The sequence below is a fragment of the Legionella londiniensis genome (assembly GCF_001467825.1).
Taxonomy (GTDB): domain Bacteria; phylum Pseudomonadota; class Gammaproteobacteria; order Legionellales; family Legionellaceae; genus Legionella_A; species Legionella_A londiniensis.
In genome coordinates this window covers 1-15524 of record NZ_LNYK01000008.1, presented here as the reverse complement: position 1 = coordinate 15524, position 15524 = coordinate 1, and the positions used below count along the sequence as shown (strand labels likewise).

Sequence of the window (15524 nt, the reverse complement as noted above, 5' to 3'; positions counted from 1 at the left end):
CAGCGTCGTCTTACCATGATCCACATGCCCTATGGTGCCCACATTCACATGTGGTTTCTTACGTTCAAACTTTTCCTTTGCCATTTTTTACCTCTTTAAATTTATTGTTTCTTGATTATTGCCTCAGCAATGTTAGCCGGCGCTTCTGCATATTTGGAAAACTCCATGGTATATGTTGCTCTCCCCTGTGTTGCTGACCGCAAATCAGTGGAATAACCAAACATTTCAGCAAGCGGTACATCTGCGCGAATAACTCGACCTGCAGGAGATTCATCCATTCCTTGAACCATGCCACGACGGCGGCTGAGATCACCCATGACATCTCCCATATATTCTTCGGGAGTTACAACTTCCACCTTCATGATTGGTTCAAGTAAGACAGGATTGGCTTTTTGCGCACCCTGTTTAAAACATTGTGAGCCAGCAATCTTGAACGCCATTTCACTTGAATCTACTTCATGGTAAGAACCGTCAAATAAAGTTACTTTAACATCGACAACAGGATATCCAGCGATAACTCCGTTTTCCATCTGTTCTTTAACGCCCTTGTCAACAGCTGGTATATATTCCTTAGGAATAACACCGCCTACAATTTCGTTTACAAACTGATATCCGGAACCACGAGGCAAAGGTTCAATTTTCAGCCATACATGCCCATATTGGCCTCGGCCTCCCGATTGCCTTACAAATTTTCCTTCCTGTTCTACTGCAGACTTTAGTGTTTCCCTGTACGCCACCTGTGGCTTGCCGACATTGGCTTCAACCATGAACTCCCGCTTTAAGCGATCGACAATGATTTCCAGGTGCAACTCACCCATGCCCTGAATAATCGTTTGGCCTGATTCTTCATCAGTATGCACCCTAAAGGAAGGATCTTCTTGCGCCAGCTTGCCTAAGGCAATGCCCATTTTTTCCTGATCTGCTTTTGTCTTAGGTTCTACAGCTACAGCAATAACCGGATCAGGAAAATCCATGCGCTCAAGTGTAATAACGGAGTTCACATCACACAGAGTGTCACCCGTAGTGACTGTCTTTAGCCCAACTGCTGCCGCAATGTCGCCTGCGCGAACTTCCTTGATTTCCTCACGTGAGTTAGCATGCATTTGCAATAATCGACCAATACGCTCTCGCTTTTCTTTAACAGGGTTATATACCGTATCACCTGACTTCAAAACGCCGGAATAGACTCTAAAATAGGTCAAGGTTCCGACAAATGGGTCGGTTGCAATTTTAAATGCAAGGGCTGAGAATGGAGCATCATAAGATGTTTTACGTGTAGCCTCATTCCCTTCTTCATCAACTCCTCTGACGGGAGGCACATCCAAGGGAGAGGGCAGATAATCTACCACCCCATCCAGCACAGCTTGAACTCCCTTGTTTTTAAATGCTGAACCACAGAAAACAGGTACGATCTCGTTATTGATAGTCCTGTGCCTTAAAGCCTTTTTAATTTCTTCCTCACTTAACGTTTCACCCTCAAGATACTTTTCCATCAGTTCTTCTGAGTCTTCAGCTGCTGCTTCAACGATTTGATTATGAAATTCTTCACATTGCGCTTTCATATCGGCAGGAATATCTTTGTATTCAAATTTCATCCCACGCGATTCTTCGTCCCAATATATGGCTTTCATCTTGACAAGATCGATCACGCCATTAAATGATTCTTCAGCACCGATAGGCAGCTGTACAACGACAGGGTTCGATCCAAGCCGTTCTTTAATTTGCTTGACCACGCGCAAGAAATTAGCGCCCATACGATCCATCTTATTGACGAAAACGATACGGGGGACGCCGTATTTATCAGATTGACGCCATACGGTCTCGGACTGAGGCTCAACACCCGATACTGAGTCGAATACAACAACGGCACCATCGAGAACACGAAGCGACCGCTCAACTTCAATCATAAAGTCTACGTGCCCCGGGGTATCTATGATATTGATTCGATGTTTTTTGTATTGGTTATCCATTCCAGGCCAGTAGCAGGTTGTAGCTGCCGCGGTAATGGTAATACCGCGCTCTTGCTCCTGAGCCATCCAATCCATAATAGCGGCGCCTTCATGAACTTCGCCGATTTTATGAGATCGTCCGGTATAATAAAGAATACGCTCTGTTGTGGTTGTTTTTCCCGCATCAACGTGTGCGGCAATACCGATATTTCTATACAGTTCTAAAGGTGTGGTTGACACGGTTAACCCCTCTTTAATTCCAGCGGAAATGTGCAAACGCCTGGTTAGCCTTTGCCATCCTGTGTGTCTCTTCTCTTTTCTTTACTGCTGAGCCCTTGTTTTCATAGGCATCCAGCAATTCAGATGCCAGGCGAAGCATCATGCCTTTTTCTCCCCGGGCACGCGCTGCTGTTATTATCCATCTCATGCCCAAGGCAATGCTGCGTTCGGAACGGACCTCTACGGGAACCTGATAAGTTGCCCCGCCGACACGTCGCGAACGAACCTCCACGGTTGGGCGCACGTTATCAAGAGCCTGCTCAAAATACCGCAACACTCCGGATGCGCTGCCAGCTGCACCCCCCTGAGCATCGCCTTCGCCTTCTGAGCTTTTCTTCATTTTCTTAATGCGTTCTTCAAGCGTACTTAGAGCGCCATAGACTATTTTTTCAGCAACAGATTTTTTGCCGCTTACCATGAGCACATTAATAAATTTTGCCAGGAGTTCACTGTGAAATTTTGGATCTGGCAATATTTCCCTTTTAGGGACTTCTCTTCTTCTTGGCATCGCTAAATTCCTACACTAAGATTATTTCTTGTCTTTTGGCTTCTTGGTTCCATATTTGGAACGACCCTGTTTTCGATCATTAACACCCGATGTATCCAGGCTTCCACGTACTGTATGGTATCGAACGCCAGGCAGGTCTTTTACCCTTCCGCCGCGGATCAATACAACAGAGTGCTCCTGAAGGTTATGTCCCTCACCGCCAATATATGAAGTTACTTCATATCCGTTAGTCAAGCGGACACGCGCAACCTTACGCATAGCCGAATTAGGTTTTTTGGGTGTTGTTGTATATACACGGGTACATACTCCTCTGCGTTGCGGGCAAGACTCCAGTGCAGGAACGTTGCTTTTAGCTTTAACCTTCTTGCGCGGATTTCTCACCAGCTGATTAATAGTAGCCATTTATTGTTAACTCCAAACTTAGCTTGAGATTATTTCGTATGCATAAGGAGGCCGGATTCTATATATGTCCAGAGCTTTTGTCAAGTATCGCTCTGTTTTAGACCAACTTTAGCCGTTTAGCGAGAAGTTTTTTAACTCATTTTCTCGAATGCTGAGCCTTTGTAAATCGGCTCAGCTCTTCAAGAAATTGTTAAACGTCAACAGTTGCTATAATCCGGCATCCCCATCGCGGTTATCCGCATTGAGTGCTTCACTCAATGCATGTTCTACATCACTTGCAGAAACTGAATGTAATGCATGATCGCCACCAATCGCTTTTGCACGCTTTGCTTTTCTGCTCTGATGATAGGCATATCCGGTCCCTGCGGGGATCAGTCGGCCAACCATCACGTTCTCTTTAAGCCCGCGCAAATCATCCACCTTGCCGCTTACGGCTGCTTCAGTAAGTACGCGAGTCGTTTCCTGGAAGGAAGCTGCGGATATAAATGATTCAGTTGCAAGGGACGCTTTTGTTATGCCCAATAATATTGGTGTTCCTTCTGCCGGCATTTTATTTTCGGCAATAAGTGCGTCATTCTCTTGCAACATTACAGTTTCTTCAACCTGCTCGCCCACAAGAAATTTTGAATCGCCAGCAAACGTAATGATTCGTTTACGCAACATTTGTCTGACAATAGTTTCAATATGCTTATCGTTAATTTTTACCCCTTGTAGGCGATATACATCCTGCACTTCGTTCACAATATATGTTGCCAACGCTCCAACACCCAGCAAGCGCAAAATATCATGAGGATTAGGCGGACCATCGGCGATAATTTCGCCTTTTGTAACATGTTCGCCCTCAAACACAGAAATATGCCTCCACTTGGGTATCAATTCTTCATGCTGCTCGGTTTCAGAGGCTGTAATGATTAAGCGGCGTTTTCCTTTTGTTTCCTTGCCGAAACTGACTATACCGGATATTTCAGCCATTACAGCAGAATCCTTGGGTTTCCGCGCTTCAAAGAGATCTGCTACACGTGGCAAGCCCCCTGTAATATCTCTTGTTTTGGAGCGTTCTTGCGGGATACGCGCAATGACATCACCTATACCAACCGTGCTTCCATCCTCAAAGTTAATTATCGCGTCAACAGGCAGATAGTACTGAGCCGGCACATTTGTTCCAGAAAGATAAATATCCTCTCCATCTTCGGATACCAACTTAACCATTGGACGCAAATCACGTCCTGCAATTCCGCGCTGCTTCGCATCGATAACCACTATATTGCTTAGACCCGTCATTTCGTCGGTTTGGCGATTCATTGTGATGCCTTCAATTAAATCGACAAACTTCAATTTTCCACTTACTTCTGAAATAACAGGGTGGGTGTGCGGATCCCATGTCGCTATGACTTCGCCCGCTTCTACGCTAGATTTGTCATGAACAGTCAACACGGCTCCGTAAGGCAGCTTATATCGCTCGCGCTCTCTGCCAAATTCATCAGCAACCGTAACTTCACCTGAGCGCGAAATAGCGACCAGATTGCTGTTTTCATGCGTAACTGTCTTGATATTATGCAGGCGGATAATACCTTTATTTTTAACCTGGATATTGTTTGCAGCTGTAGCTCTTGATGCAGCGCCTCCAATGTGGAAGGTACGCATGGTCAGCTGAGTTCCAGGTTCGCCGATAGATTGTGCGGCAATAATGCCTACTGCCTCGCCTGTATTGACTAAATGCCCGCGAGCCAGATCACGGCCGTAACACTTGGAGCATAAGCCATAGCGGGTTTCGCAAGTAATGGGTGAACGAACATAAATCTGATCTACGCCAATCTTTTCAAGGCGCTCAACCCACTCCTCATCCAGCAGTGTCCCTGCTCTTACTATTGGTTCCTGATGGTTTGGAACGTAAACATCAGCAGCGACAACTCGACCCAATACGCGTTCGTGAAGAGGTTCTACAATATCTCCGCCTTCAATCAAAGGCTGCATCATAATGCCCTTTTCTGTTCCGCAATCGCTCTCGGTAATGACCACATCTTGTGCAACATCAACCAATCGCCTGGTGAGATAACCGGAGTTTGCCGTTTTTAAAGCAGTATCGGCCAAACCCTTACGTGCTCCGTGAGTAGAGATAAAATACTGAAATACATTCAAGCCTTCCCGGAAGTTCGCCGTAATTGGCGTTTCAATAATGGAGCCATCCGGTGCTGCCATCAATCCCCGCATGCCCGCAAGCTGCCGTATTTGCGCGGCAGATCCCCGGGCACCAGAATCAGCCATCATAAATATCGGGTTAAACGAATCCTGACGAACTCTATTGCCTTTTTTGTCAATCACTTCTTCAGTGGCAATTTTTGCCATCATCGATTTAGCAACCATTTCGTTAGTGCGCGACCAAATATCAATGACCTTGTTATACCGCTCCCCATTAGTCACGAGGCCAGAGCGATACTGCGCTTCAATTTCACGCACTTCATTATCAGCCTGGGCAATAATGGCTGATTTATCTTCGGGAATTTCCATATCTTCAATCCCAATAGAAGCGCCGGCGCGAGTCGCGTATTTAAAGCCCATATACATCAGCTGATCAGCAAATATCACTGTTTCTTTCAGGCCGAAATTTCGATAGCAACTGTCAACCACCTTAGAAATGGCTTTTTTGGTCATTGGTTTATTGATATGAGAAAAAGGCATTCCCTTAGGCAGGATATCGGCGAGAATTGCCCGGCCAACAGTGGTTTCCACCAACGCTGTTTCGGTGCCGACACCGGCTTCATCAGCTGGCATGCGGATTTTTACTTTTGCATGAATATCCACCAAACCATCTTCATAGAAATTCTGAACTTCCTGTATGCTTCCGAAAATTTTACCTTCACCCAAAGCGTTAATTCGCTCGCGCGTTAAATAATAAAGGCCAAGCACCACATCCTGACTGGGAACAATAATCGGCTCCCCGCTGGCAGGAGAAAGAATATTGTTGGTAGACATCATTAACGTGCGTGCTTCCAATTGCGCTTCGATGGTTAATGGCACATGAACTGCCATTTGGTCGCCGTCAAAGTCAGCATTGTACGCCGTACAGACAAGAGGGTGCAGTTGAATTGCCTTGCCTTCAATCAGCACTGGCTCGAAAGCCTGGATACCCAGACGATGCAGTGTTGGAGCACGGTTTAATAATATCGGATGTTCGCGGATGACATCTTCCAGGATGTCCCACACAACGGGCTCTTCACGCTCAACCATCTTTTTAGCTGCTTTTATGGTCGTCGCTAACCCTCTAAATTCTAACTTGCTGAATATAAACGGCTTAAATAATTCCAAAGCCATTTTCTTGGGCAATCCGCATTGATGCAGACGCAATGTAGGACCAACCACGATAACAGAACGCCCGGAATAATCCACTCGCTTTCCTAATAAATTCTGACGGAACCGTCCCTGTTTTCCTTTAATCATGTCTGCCAACGATTTTAGCGGGCGCTTGTTGGTTCCTGTAATTGCTCTGCCTCGACGGCCGTTATCCAACAAGGCATCTACTGATTCCTGAAGCATTCGTTTCTCATTGCGAACGATAATATCCGGCGCATTAAGATCCAGCAGCCGCTTTAAACGGTTATTGCGGTTAATGACACGGCGATATAAATCGTTTAAGTCAGAGGTTGCAAATCGTCCTCCATCCAAGGGAACTAAAGGCCGCAAATCTGGAGGAAGGACAGGCAATACGCTCATTATCATCCATTCAGGCTTGTTACCTGATTCCTGGAAAGCTTCCAGAAGCTTCAATCGTTTGGTAATTTTTTTAATTTTTGTTTCAGAATTTGTTGTCGGCAACTCTTCGCGAAGCGAATTGATTTCCTCATCCAGATCAATTTGCCGCAACAGATCGCGAATTGCTTCTGCACCCATGCGCGCATCAAACTCATCGCCATACTGCTCCATGGCTTCAAGATAGGCCTCATCGTTCAACAGTTGACCCCGCTCCAGTTCTGTCATCCCTGGATCAACAACAACAAACGCTTCAAAATACAATACTCGTTCTATATCCCGAAGGGTCATATCAAGCAGCAAACCGATCCTTGATGGCAATGATTTCAAAAACCATATATGAGCGACAGGGCTGGCCAATTCGATATGCCCCATACGCTCTCTGCGAACTTTGGTTAATGCAAGCTCTACGCCGCACTTTTCACAAATAACGCCTCGATGTTTCAATCGCTTGTATTTGCCGCATAGACACTCGTAATCTTTAATTGGGCCAAAAATTTTCGCACAGAACAAACCATCCCGTTCAGGCTTAAAAGTTCGATAATTAATGGTTTCAGGTTTTTTAACCTCACCGTATGACCATGAACGAATTAACTCTGGTGATGCCAAAGCGATTTTTATCGCATCAAATTCTTCGCTTTGCCCCTGTTGTTTGAGCATACCGAGCAAATCACTCATCACCGGTGTCTTTTTCATTGGGTCGTTGCTTAGATTAGCCAAGTTAGTGTCTCCAAAATTGGGTCAGTCAGAATTAATTATCCGGCAGGATATGCTGCCTGCCGGATAATTTCCTTAAGGATTCATTATTGTTAATCATGCTCGAGTTCAATATCGATACCTAATGCTCGAATTTCTTTCAACAATACATTGAACGACTCTGGCATTCCTGCATCCATACGATGATCACCATCAACAATGTTCTTGTATATCTTAGTTCGACCTCCAACATCATCGGATTTTACTGTTAACATTTCCTGCAAGGTGTAGGCAGCACCATAGGCTTCAAGCGCCCATACTTCCATTTCTCCAAAACGCTGCCCGCCAAACTGAGCTTTTCCGCCTAGCGGCTGCTGGGTAACAAGACTGTATGAGCCAGTTGAACGCGCATGCATCTTGTCATCGACCAAATGATTGAGCTTGAGCATGTACATATAGCCTACGGTAACTGGATTATCGAATTTTCTGCCAGTTCTGCCATCAATTAATGTTGTCTTTCCGTCAGTAGGAAGACCTGCAAGTTCCAGCATTTCCTTAATTTCTGATTCGCTGGCGCCATCAAATACAGGAGTAGCCATAGGAATGCCATCTCGCAGGTTATTGACCAATTCCATAAACTCATCATCGGTCAACGACTCAAGACTTAAGCGTTTTTGCTTATCGTGATTATAAATTTTAAGCAAATAGTCTTTAATCTTGGCTATTGATTCCTTTTTATCCAACATTTCTCCAAGCCTTAATCCGAGACCTTTTGCCGCAAGCCCCAGATGCGTCTCAAGGACCTGACCTATGTTCATTCGCGATGGAACGCCCAAGGGATTAAGTACAATATCAACTGGAGTGCCATCTTCCATATAAGGCATGTCTTCTTCTGGGACAACGATAGAAATAACCCCCTTGTTTCCATGCCGGCCTGCCATTTTATCACCAGGCTGGATGCGTCTTTTAACTGCTAGGTAGACTTTAACAATCTTAAGTACCCCCGGCGCCAAATCATCGCCCTGAGTAATTTTTTTCCGACTGTCGTTAAAACGTTTTTCTATCTCTTTGGCCAAGGCTTCCAGCTGTTTGGAAGATTGCTCAAGATTTTGACTCGTAGCGTCATCTTCTAGACGTATATCAAACCATTTTTCACGGTCCGTCTTATTGAGGTACTCCTCTGTAATGCTTGAACCGGGCTTTAAATCGCCAGGCCCCCCTGTTGCAACTTTTCCTTTTAACAAATTAAAGACGCGCTGATAAATATCCTCTTCTCTGATGCGGCGCTCATCGATTAAATCTTTGCGTACACGCGCCAGATATTCTTCTTCTATACTTTTAGCGCGCGCATCCTTTTCCAGTCCGTCCCGTGTAAAAATTTGCACATCAATTACGGTTCCATTCATACCAGAGGGAACACGCAAGGAGGTATCTTTTACATCCGACGCCTTTTCTCCAAAAATTGCGCGCAGTAGTTTTTCTTCAGGCGTCAGCTGGGTTTCCCCTTTAGGTGTTACCTTGCCGACCAAAATATCGCCAGCGCTGACTTCAGCACCGATGTATACAACTCCAGACTCATCCAGACTTGCCAAGGCCGACTCACCTACATTAGGAATATCTGCGGTAACTTCCTCAGCTCCCAATTTGGTATCTCGGGCTATGCAGGTTAACTCCTCGATATGGATCGTGGTAAAACGATCTTCTTTCACCACGCGTTCTGATATCAGAATGGAATCTTCAAAGTTGTAACCGTTCCAGGGCATAAACGCAACAAGCAGATTTTGGCCAAGCGCAAGCTCACCCATGTCGGTGCATGGGCCGTCAGCCAATATATCTCCGCGGTTAATCCTGTCTCCTTTTGCCACAATTGGGATTTGATTAATGCAAGTATCCTGGTTGGATCTGAAATACTTGGTTAAATTATAAATATCTACGCCTGTTTCACCGGCAGAAGTTTCATCATCATTAACGCGCACCACAATTCTTGCGGCATCGACTTGATCTATAACTCCGCCACGCTTGGCAACCACACAAACCCCAGAGTCTGTAGCTACGGCACGTTCCATTCCTGTGCCTACCAAAGGTTTTTCAGCACGGAGCGTAGGAACCGCCTGACGTTGCATGTTCGATCCCATCAACGCACGGTTTGCATCGTCATGCTCCAGGAACGGAATCAAGGAAGCTGCCACAGAAACAATTTGCTTGGGCGAAACATCCATATAGTTGATTTTATCCGGTGTAGTCAGTGAAAATTCATTTTGATGGCGGCAAGGCACAAGATCAGCCAATATCTTACCGTTCTTATCTACAGCAACACTTGATTGTGCGATATATTGATCCACTTCCTCAATGGCTGAAATATATTCAATTTCATTGGTTACATAACCATCTACAACCTTTCTGCATGGAGTTTCAATGAAACCGTATTCATTTGTCCTGGCATAAACTGACAATGAATTAATCAAACCAATATTCGGTCCTTCCGGCGTTTCAATAGGGCAAACCCGGCCATAGTGGGTAGTGTGTACATCCCGTACTTCAAACCCTGCTCGCTCTCGCGTCAATCCACCAGGACCAAGCGCGGAAACCCTGCGCTTATGGGTGACACCTGACAGGGGATTAACCTGATCCATAAACTGGGAAAGCTGACTTGAGCCAAAAAATTCCTTAATGGCAGCAGATACAGGCTTGGCGTTAATTAAATCCTGCGGCATCAGGCTTTCTGATTCAGCCAGGCTTAACCTTTCTTTCACCGCACGTTCAACTCTTACCAATCCCACGCGGAATTGATTCTCAGTCATTTCACCAACACTGCGAACCCTGCGATTACCAAGATGGTCGATATCATCAACCATGCCAATGCCGTTGCGTATATCGATTAAGGTTTTAATCACAGCCAGAATGTCGTCTTTAGTTAACGTGCCCGGCCCTTTATCATCCTTTCGGCCTACCCGGCGGTTGAATTTCATGCGGCCAACGGCAGATAAATCATATCGATCTTCCGCGAAGAATAAATTTTTAAAGAGTGCTTCAGCAGCTTCTTTAGTGGGCGGCTCACCAGGTCTCATCATACGGTAAATCTCAACCAGGGCTTCAAGATCGCTTGCGGTTGGATCGATACGCAGCGTATCTGAGATGTATGATCCATGATCAAGATCGTTGGTATAAATCATATCAAAATCATGAATGCCATGATCGATCATTGAATCCAACAGATCAGAGGTAATTTCATCATTGGCCTCAGCAATCAACTCGCCGGTGCTGGTATCAACAATCCCTTTTGCAAGGACTTTACCGATTAGGTAGTCACGCGGAACCACCAAGTCCTTCATGTTGTTTTTTTCCAGCAACTTGATGTGACGCGTTGTGATGCGCCTTCCGGCTTCAACAACGACCTCACCCGTTTCAGGAAGCGCGATATCGAATGATGCAATTTCGCCACGCAAACGCGACGGCACCAATTCTACATGAAACTCTCCATTTTTAATGTGGCATGCAGTTGTCTCGAAAAACTCAGCTAAAATTGCTTCAGTGTCATATCCCAAGGCGCGCAGCAATATAGTTACCGGAAGCTTTCGCCGTCTGTCTATACGCACGAATACACAATCTTTTGGATCAAATTCAAAATCAAGCCATGATCCGCGGTAAGGTATGATTCTAGCAGAGTATAATAGCTTGCCTGACGAATGTGTTTTGCCGCGGTCATGTTCAAATATGACGCCCGGCGAACGGTGCAGCTGAGATACCACCACTCGCTCTGTTCCATTTACAACAAAAGTTCCCACATCAGTCATAAGGGGTATTTCGCCCATAAAAACATCCTGTTCACGAATGTCTTTAATCGGTTTAGGATCTCCGGCAGCATCCTTGTCATAAACTATAAGCCTGATTTTAACTCTCAATGGAGCAGAATAGGTGAGACCGCGCATTTTGCACTCACGTACATCAAATGCTGGTTCTCCAAGGCTATAACTGACATATTCCAAACGGGCGTTTCCTGAGAAGCTTTCAATGGGAAAAACGGATGAAAACGCAGCATGGAGGCCAGCCTTCTGTTGACCGTTATTGTCTTCAGCAAATAAAAAGTCATTATATGATCGAAGCTGAATTTCCAATAAATTAAGTATTGGCATTATTTCAGCTTGCTTACCAAAGCTCTTGCGAAATCGTTTTTTCTCAGCATGTGAATATTGAGGGTTTGCAACTGCTTCGGCCATGGTAGTTCCTCTGTAAGTTATTGAATATCTTGGAATAACTGCCAATCGCTTAGAGCTCAGATATCATTTCTAGATTGAGCAACAAGTCTTTTTAGTGATTAGCGAAATATATATATCTTAAACAAGCAAACCCAGCCATGAAACATGGCTGGGTTTTAAGCAATGTAACGCAAATTACTTAATGTCGACTGAAGCGCCAGCTTCTTCTAATTGTTTCTTGATACTAGCTGCTTCGTCTTTTGAAACACCTTCTTTCACAGTTGAAGGCGCGCCTTCAACCAGATCTTTGGCTTCTTTTAAGCCTAAGCCGGTTATTCCACGAATTGCTTTAATCACATTTACTTTATTGTCGCCAAAACTGGTCATTACAACATCAAACTCAGTTTTTTCTTCAGCTGCTGCACCTGCTTCAGCTGCTGGTGCTGCAACTGCAACGGCGGCGGCAGCTGCAGAAACATTAAATTTTTCTTCCATTGCTTCTATAAGCTCAACAACTTCCATTACGGTCATATTAGAAATTGTTTCCAGGATTTCATCTTTTGATACAGCCATTTCTAGCTCCTAAGTTAAAAATTAAATAAGATTATCGGCTCAGCCTGCCTTTTTGTCTTTTATCGCAGCCAATGTACGAACCAATTTTGCGTGTGGTTCAGCAAGTGTACGGACAAATTTCTCAACTGGCGCCTTCATGACATACAGAAGCTTGGCAAGCGCTTCATCTCTAGTGGGTAAGCTTGCAACCGCATCTATCTGATTGGCCGCATATAGCTTCCCCCCCACAGCTAAAGCCTTAATATCAAGCTGACTGTAAGTTTTAGAAAAATCCTTTAGCAGTCTTGCAGCGTCGCTTGGTGCTTCCAGCGACAATGCAATAAACAAAGGACCTACCAGTTTGTCGTTCAAGCAGGCAAAATCTGTATTTTCAAACGCTCTTTTTGTCAGAGTATTCCTAACAACGCGCAAATATACACCTGCTTTACGGGCTTCAGCGCGAAGTTGTGTCATTTGATTTACAGATAAACCGCGATAATCAGCAACTACTGCGGATATGGCTTTAGAAGCTACACGATTTACTTCCTCTACCACGGCTTTCTTTGCAGCTAAATTTAACATATCGTTACTGACCTCCTACATTGTGCAAATCGCAAGGATTTGACAGTTATGGTGGCCGTCTCAGAGTATATTCCCGGAGCCGGTTCACCGTCTGCGCAGGGTATTAAGCTTTCGCACCTGCGGTCTTCGACGGCATTGAACCTAAGTCCATGCCGTGAATCTTTATAAAAAGGCTGAATATTTTACACGCCTATTGACGCGGGATCAATAGTCAAGCCCGGCCCCATCGTGGTTGATAAAGTAATTTTTTTTATGTATGTGCCTTTGGCAGAACTTGGCTTTGCCTTTTTCAAATCCGCTATAAGCGCTGTTACGTTCTCAATGATCGCATCTGCGTTAAAGTCGATTGCTCCAACCGAGCAATGGATAATTCCGTTTTTGTCAGTACGATATCGCACCTGTCCCGACTTGGCATCCCGAACAGCAGCTTCAACATTCATAGTAACCGTGCCAACTTTAGGATTAGGCATAAGCCCGCGAGGACCAAGGATCTGCCCCAGCTGCCCAACGACCCTCATCGCATCAGGTGTAGCAATTACTACGTGAAAATCCATGTTGCCTTTTTTCACTTCCTCTGCCAGGTCTTCAAATCCTACAACATCTGCGCCGGCTTTTTTTGCCTTTTCAGCATTTTCGCCCTGGGCAAATACAGCTACGCGGATAGTTTTTCCCGTTCCGTTAGGCAGGTTGGTCGATGAACGAATCATTTGATCTGGTTTTCGGGGATCAACTCCTAAATTCACCGCTATATCGACTGCTTCTTTAAATTTTTTGCTGGCAAATTCCTTTAGCAAATCGATTGCTTCAGCCGCTTTATACAAATGATTAGGTTTTATTTTTTCTCTAATCATTTTCTGCTTTTTACTGATATGTGCCATTGCCTAAACCCCTTGCTCTAAATCTTCAACTTCAATGCCCATGCTTCTTGCAGTGCCTGCGATCGTTCTTACTGCAGCATCCAGATCAGCCGCTGACAAATCTGGCTCTTTAGTTTTAGCGATTTCTTCGAGCTTTGAGCGTGGAAGTTTAGCAACCTTATTGGTATTGGGTGCTCCACTGCCTTTGGGAATTCCAGCTGCTTTCCTTAATAGCACTGAAGCCGGAGGGGTCTTGGTAATAAAGGTAAAACTGCGGTCGCTGTACGCTGTAATAACAACAGGTATTGGCAAGCCTGGTTCCAGAGATTGGGTAGCCGCATTAAATGCTTTACAAAATTCCATGATATTTAAGCCCCGTTGACCCAGTGCTGGTCCAACTGGAGGGCTGGGATTTGCTTTCCCTGCGGGGATCTGCAATTTAATGTAGGCTTCAACTTTCTTAGCCATATTTACTCCTCTTTTGGGTATAGCGCCATTATAAGGGAACTTTTAATGGCTCCCCGGTTAAAAAAAAATTGTCGTTAGCTGGGGTTAAATGGTATAGAACGGTTATTTGCCTCGATTTGAATTTTCATAATAGGCAATAGTCTTTGTTATTATGTTTTTTCAACTTGACTAAATTCTAATTCAACAGGTGTTGAGCGGCCAAAAATCAGAACAGCTACTCGCAATCGATTCTTCTCATAGTTAACTTCTTCTACGACACCATTAAAGTCCACAAATGGACCTTCCTTAACTCGTACCACTTCTCCTGGCTCAAACAATACTTTGGGTCTGGGTTTGGTTACGCCCTCTTCTACCCTCTGCATAATGGCTTTTGCCTCTTTATCTGAAATAGGCGTTGGAGTCTGGCTTGTACCGCCAATAAATCCTAATACCCTCGGAATAGCGCGAATCATATGCCATGTTTCGTCATCCATCACCATGTTAACTAAAACATAGCCAGGAAAAAATTTTCTTGTGCTCTTGCGCTTCTGACCGGCACGCATCTCAACTACTTCTTCAGATGGCACCACTACCTCGCCAATCTTATCCTTCAAATTGTGATGCTCAGCACGCGCTTTAATTTCTCGCATTACAAAATTTTCATAGCCTGAATAGGCATGAACTACATACCACTGCTTAGCTTTTTGATCTTCCACTGTATTCAACCTAAATGTGTTATTTTTCCAATCGCCCACATCATGGCCGCGTCTACCCCCCAAAGGATAAACCCAGTAACTGTAACCATAATCATCACAATCCCGGTAGTCTGGACTGTTTCCGGACGAGTAGGCCACACAACTTTTTGTATCTCAATCTTGGCTTCTTTGGCAAAAGAAAACACTTTTTTACCCTGTGAGGTAAAAAATCCTAATACAAAAAAAAGCACTAACCAAGATACCCAAATGATCGCCCTGATTGGAGTACTAAAATTAAAATAATATGTTCCGAAAAATGCAGCACATGTCATCAAGGCTATTCCCAGCCATGCGACATAATCAAGGGGCTTTATTTTGGATTTGCTTGTTTCTTTCATAATTCTTAGGTATTTGGCAGGCCAGGAGGGAATCGAACCCCCAACCTGCGGTTTTGGAGACCGCCGCTCTGCCAATTGAGCTACTGGCCTTTAACAAGCGCTCTTCCGGATTCGCTAGAAGAGCGCACATTGTTACTCTATGATTTTAGCGACCACGCCTGCGCCGACAGTACGGCCACCCTCTCTAATTGCAAACCGCAGTCCTTCGTCCATCGC

The 15524-nt window shown here is 44.8% G+C and carries 13 protein-coding genes and 1 tRNA gene; all 14 read right to left on the bottom strand.

Annotation, left to right across the window (positions count from 1 at the left end; all coding sequences use genetic code 11):
• A partial coding sequence (locus Llon_RS11230; protein WP_080443379.1) for a GTP-binding protein occupies positions 1-84 on the bottom strand: 84 nt, incomplete at its 3' end.
• Between the two features lie 17 nt (positions 85-101).
• Complete coding sequence (fusA, locus tag Llon_RS02775) at positions 102-2189, bottom strand: elongation factor G (protein ID WP_058528548.1); 2088 nt, start codon at positions 2187-2189, stop codon at positions 102-104.
• Between the two features lie 13 nt (positions 2190-2202).
• On the bottom strand, positions 2203-2736 hold the full coding sequence (rpsG, locus tag Llon_RS02770) for a 30S ribosomal protein S7 (protein WP_058528547.1): 534 nt from the start codon (positions 2734-2736) through the stop codon (positions 2203-2205).
• A 21-nt stretch (positions 2737-2757) separates the two neighbouring features.
• Positions 2758-3138 carry a 30S ribosomal protein S12 gene (gene rpsL, locus Llon_RS02765; protein WP_058528546.1) on the bottom strand — a complete coding sequence of 127 codons (381 nt, stop codon included), beginning with the start codon at positions 3136-3138 and terminating at the stop codon, positions 2758-2760.
• A gap of 207 nt (positions 3139-3345) precedes the next feature.
• Positions 3346-7563, bottom strand: coding sequence for a DNA-directed RNA polymerase subunit beta' (gene rpoC / locus Llon_RS02760; RefSeq protein WP_058528550.1), 4218 nt, complete (start codon positions 7561-7563; stop codon positions 3346-3348).
• 131 nt (positions 7564-7694) lie between these two features.
• Positions 7695-11798 carry a DNA-directed RNA polymerase subunit beta gene (rpoB, locus tag Llon_RS02755; RefSeq protein ID WP_058528545.1) on the bottom strand — a complete coding sequence of 1368 codons (4104 nt, stop codon included), beginning with the start codon at positions 11796-11798 and terminating at the stop codon, positions 7695-7697.
• Positions 11799-11972: 174 nt separating this feature from the next.
• The gene (gene rplL, locus Llon_RS02750; protein WP_058528544.1) at positions 11973-12350 is read right to left on the bottom strand and encodes a 50S ribosomal protein L7/L12; all 378 of its coding nucleotides are present in this window, start codon (positions 12348-12350) and stop codon (positions 11973-11975) included.
• Positions 12351-12389: 39 nt separating this feature from the next.
• A complete protein-coding gene (gene rplJ / locus Llon_RS02745; protein WP_058528543.1) occupies positions 12390-12911 on the bottom strand; it encodes a 50S ribosomal protein L10 in 522 nt (173 codons plus the stop codon).
• Positions 12912-13093: 182 nt separating this feature from the next.
• Positions 13094-13789, bottom strand: a complete 696-nt coding sequence (gene rplA / locus Llon_RS02740; protein ID WP_058528542.1) for a 50S ribosomal protein L1 — start codon at positions 13787-13789, stop codon at positions 13094-13096.
• Positions 13790-13792: 3 nt separating this feature from the next.
• Entirely contained in the window at positions 13793-14236 is a 444-nt protein-coding gene (gene rplK, locus Llon_RS02735; RefSeq protein WP_058528541.1) for a 50S ribosomal protein L11, read from the bottom strand.
• 149 nt (positions 14237-14385) lie between these two features.
• A complete protein-coding gene (nusG, locus tag Llon_RS02730) occupies positions 14386-14931 on the bottom strand; it encodes a transcription termination/antitermination protein NusG (protein ID WP_058528549.1) in 546 nt (181 codons plus the stop codon).
• Positions 14932-14936: 5 nt separating this feature from the next.
• Complete coding sequence (gene secE, locus Llon_RS02725) at positions 14937-15308, bottom strand: preprotein translocase subunit SecE (protein ID WP_058528540.1); 372 nt, start codon at positions 15306-15308, stop codon at positions 14937-14939.
• Between the two features lie 14 nt (positions 15309-15322).
• A tRNA-Trp gene (locus Llon_RS02720) sits at positions 15323-15398 on the bottom strand.
• Positions 15399-15440: 42 nt separating this feature from the next.
• Positions 15441-15524: EF-Tu C-terminal domain-related protein (locus tag Llon_RS11225; protein WP_200754483.1), on the bottom strand; the 84-nt coding region annotated here is incomplete at its 5' end.

Excerpts from the sequence above, each read along its gene's own strand:
- rplK (WP_058528541.1), bottom strand. The coding sequence starts at position 14,236 with ATGGCTAAGAAAGTTGAAGCCTACATTAAATTGCAGATCCCCGCAGGG.
- rplA (WP_058528542.1), bottom strand. The coding sequence starts at position 13,789 with ATGGCACATATCAGTAAAAAGCAGAAAATGATTAGAGAAAAAATAAAA.
- rplL (WP_058528544.1), bottom strand. The coding sequence starts at position 12,350 with ATGGCTGTATCAAAAGATGAAATCCTGGAAACAATTTCTAATATGACC.
- rplJ (WP_058528543.1), bottom strand. The coding sequence starts at position 12,911 with ATGTTAAATTTAGCTGCAAAGAAAGCCGTGGTAGAGGAAGTAAATCGT.
- secE (WP_058528540.1), bottom strand. The coding sequence starts at position 15,308 with ATGAAAGAAACAAGCAAATCCAAAATAAAGCCCCTTGATTATGTCGCA.
- rpsL (WP_058528546.1), bottom strand. The coding sequence starts at position 3,138 with ATGGCTACTATTAATCAGCTGGTGAGAAATCCGCGCAAGAAGGTTAAA.
- rpoB (WP_058528545.1), bottom strand. The coding sequence starts at position 11,798 with ATGGCCGAAGCAGTTGCAAACCCTCAATATTCACATGCTGAGAAAAAA.
- rpoC (WP_058528550.1), bottom strand. The coding sequence starts at position 7,563 with ATGAGTGATTTGCTCGGTATGCTCAAACAACAGGGGCAAAGCGAAGAA.
- rpsG (WP_058528547.1), bottom strand. The coding sequence starts at position 2,736 with ATGCCAAGAAGAAGAGAAGTCCCTAAAAGGGAAATATTGCCAGATCCA.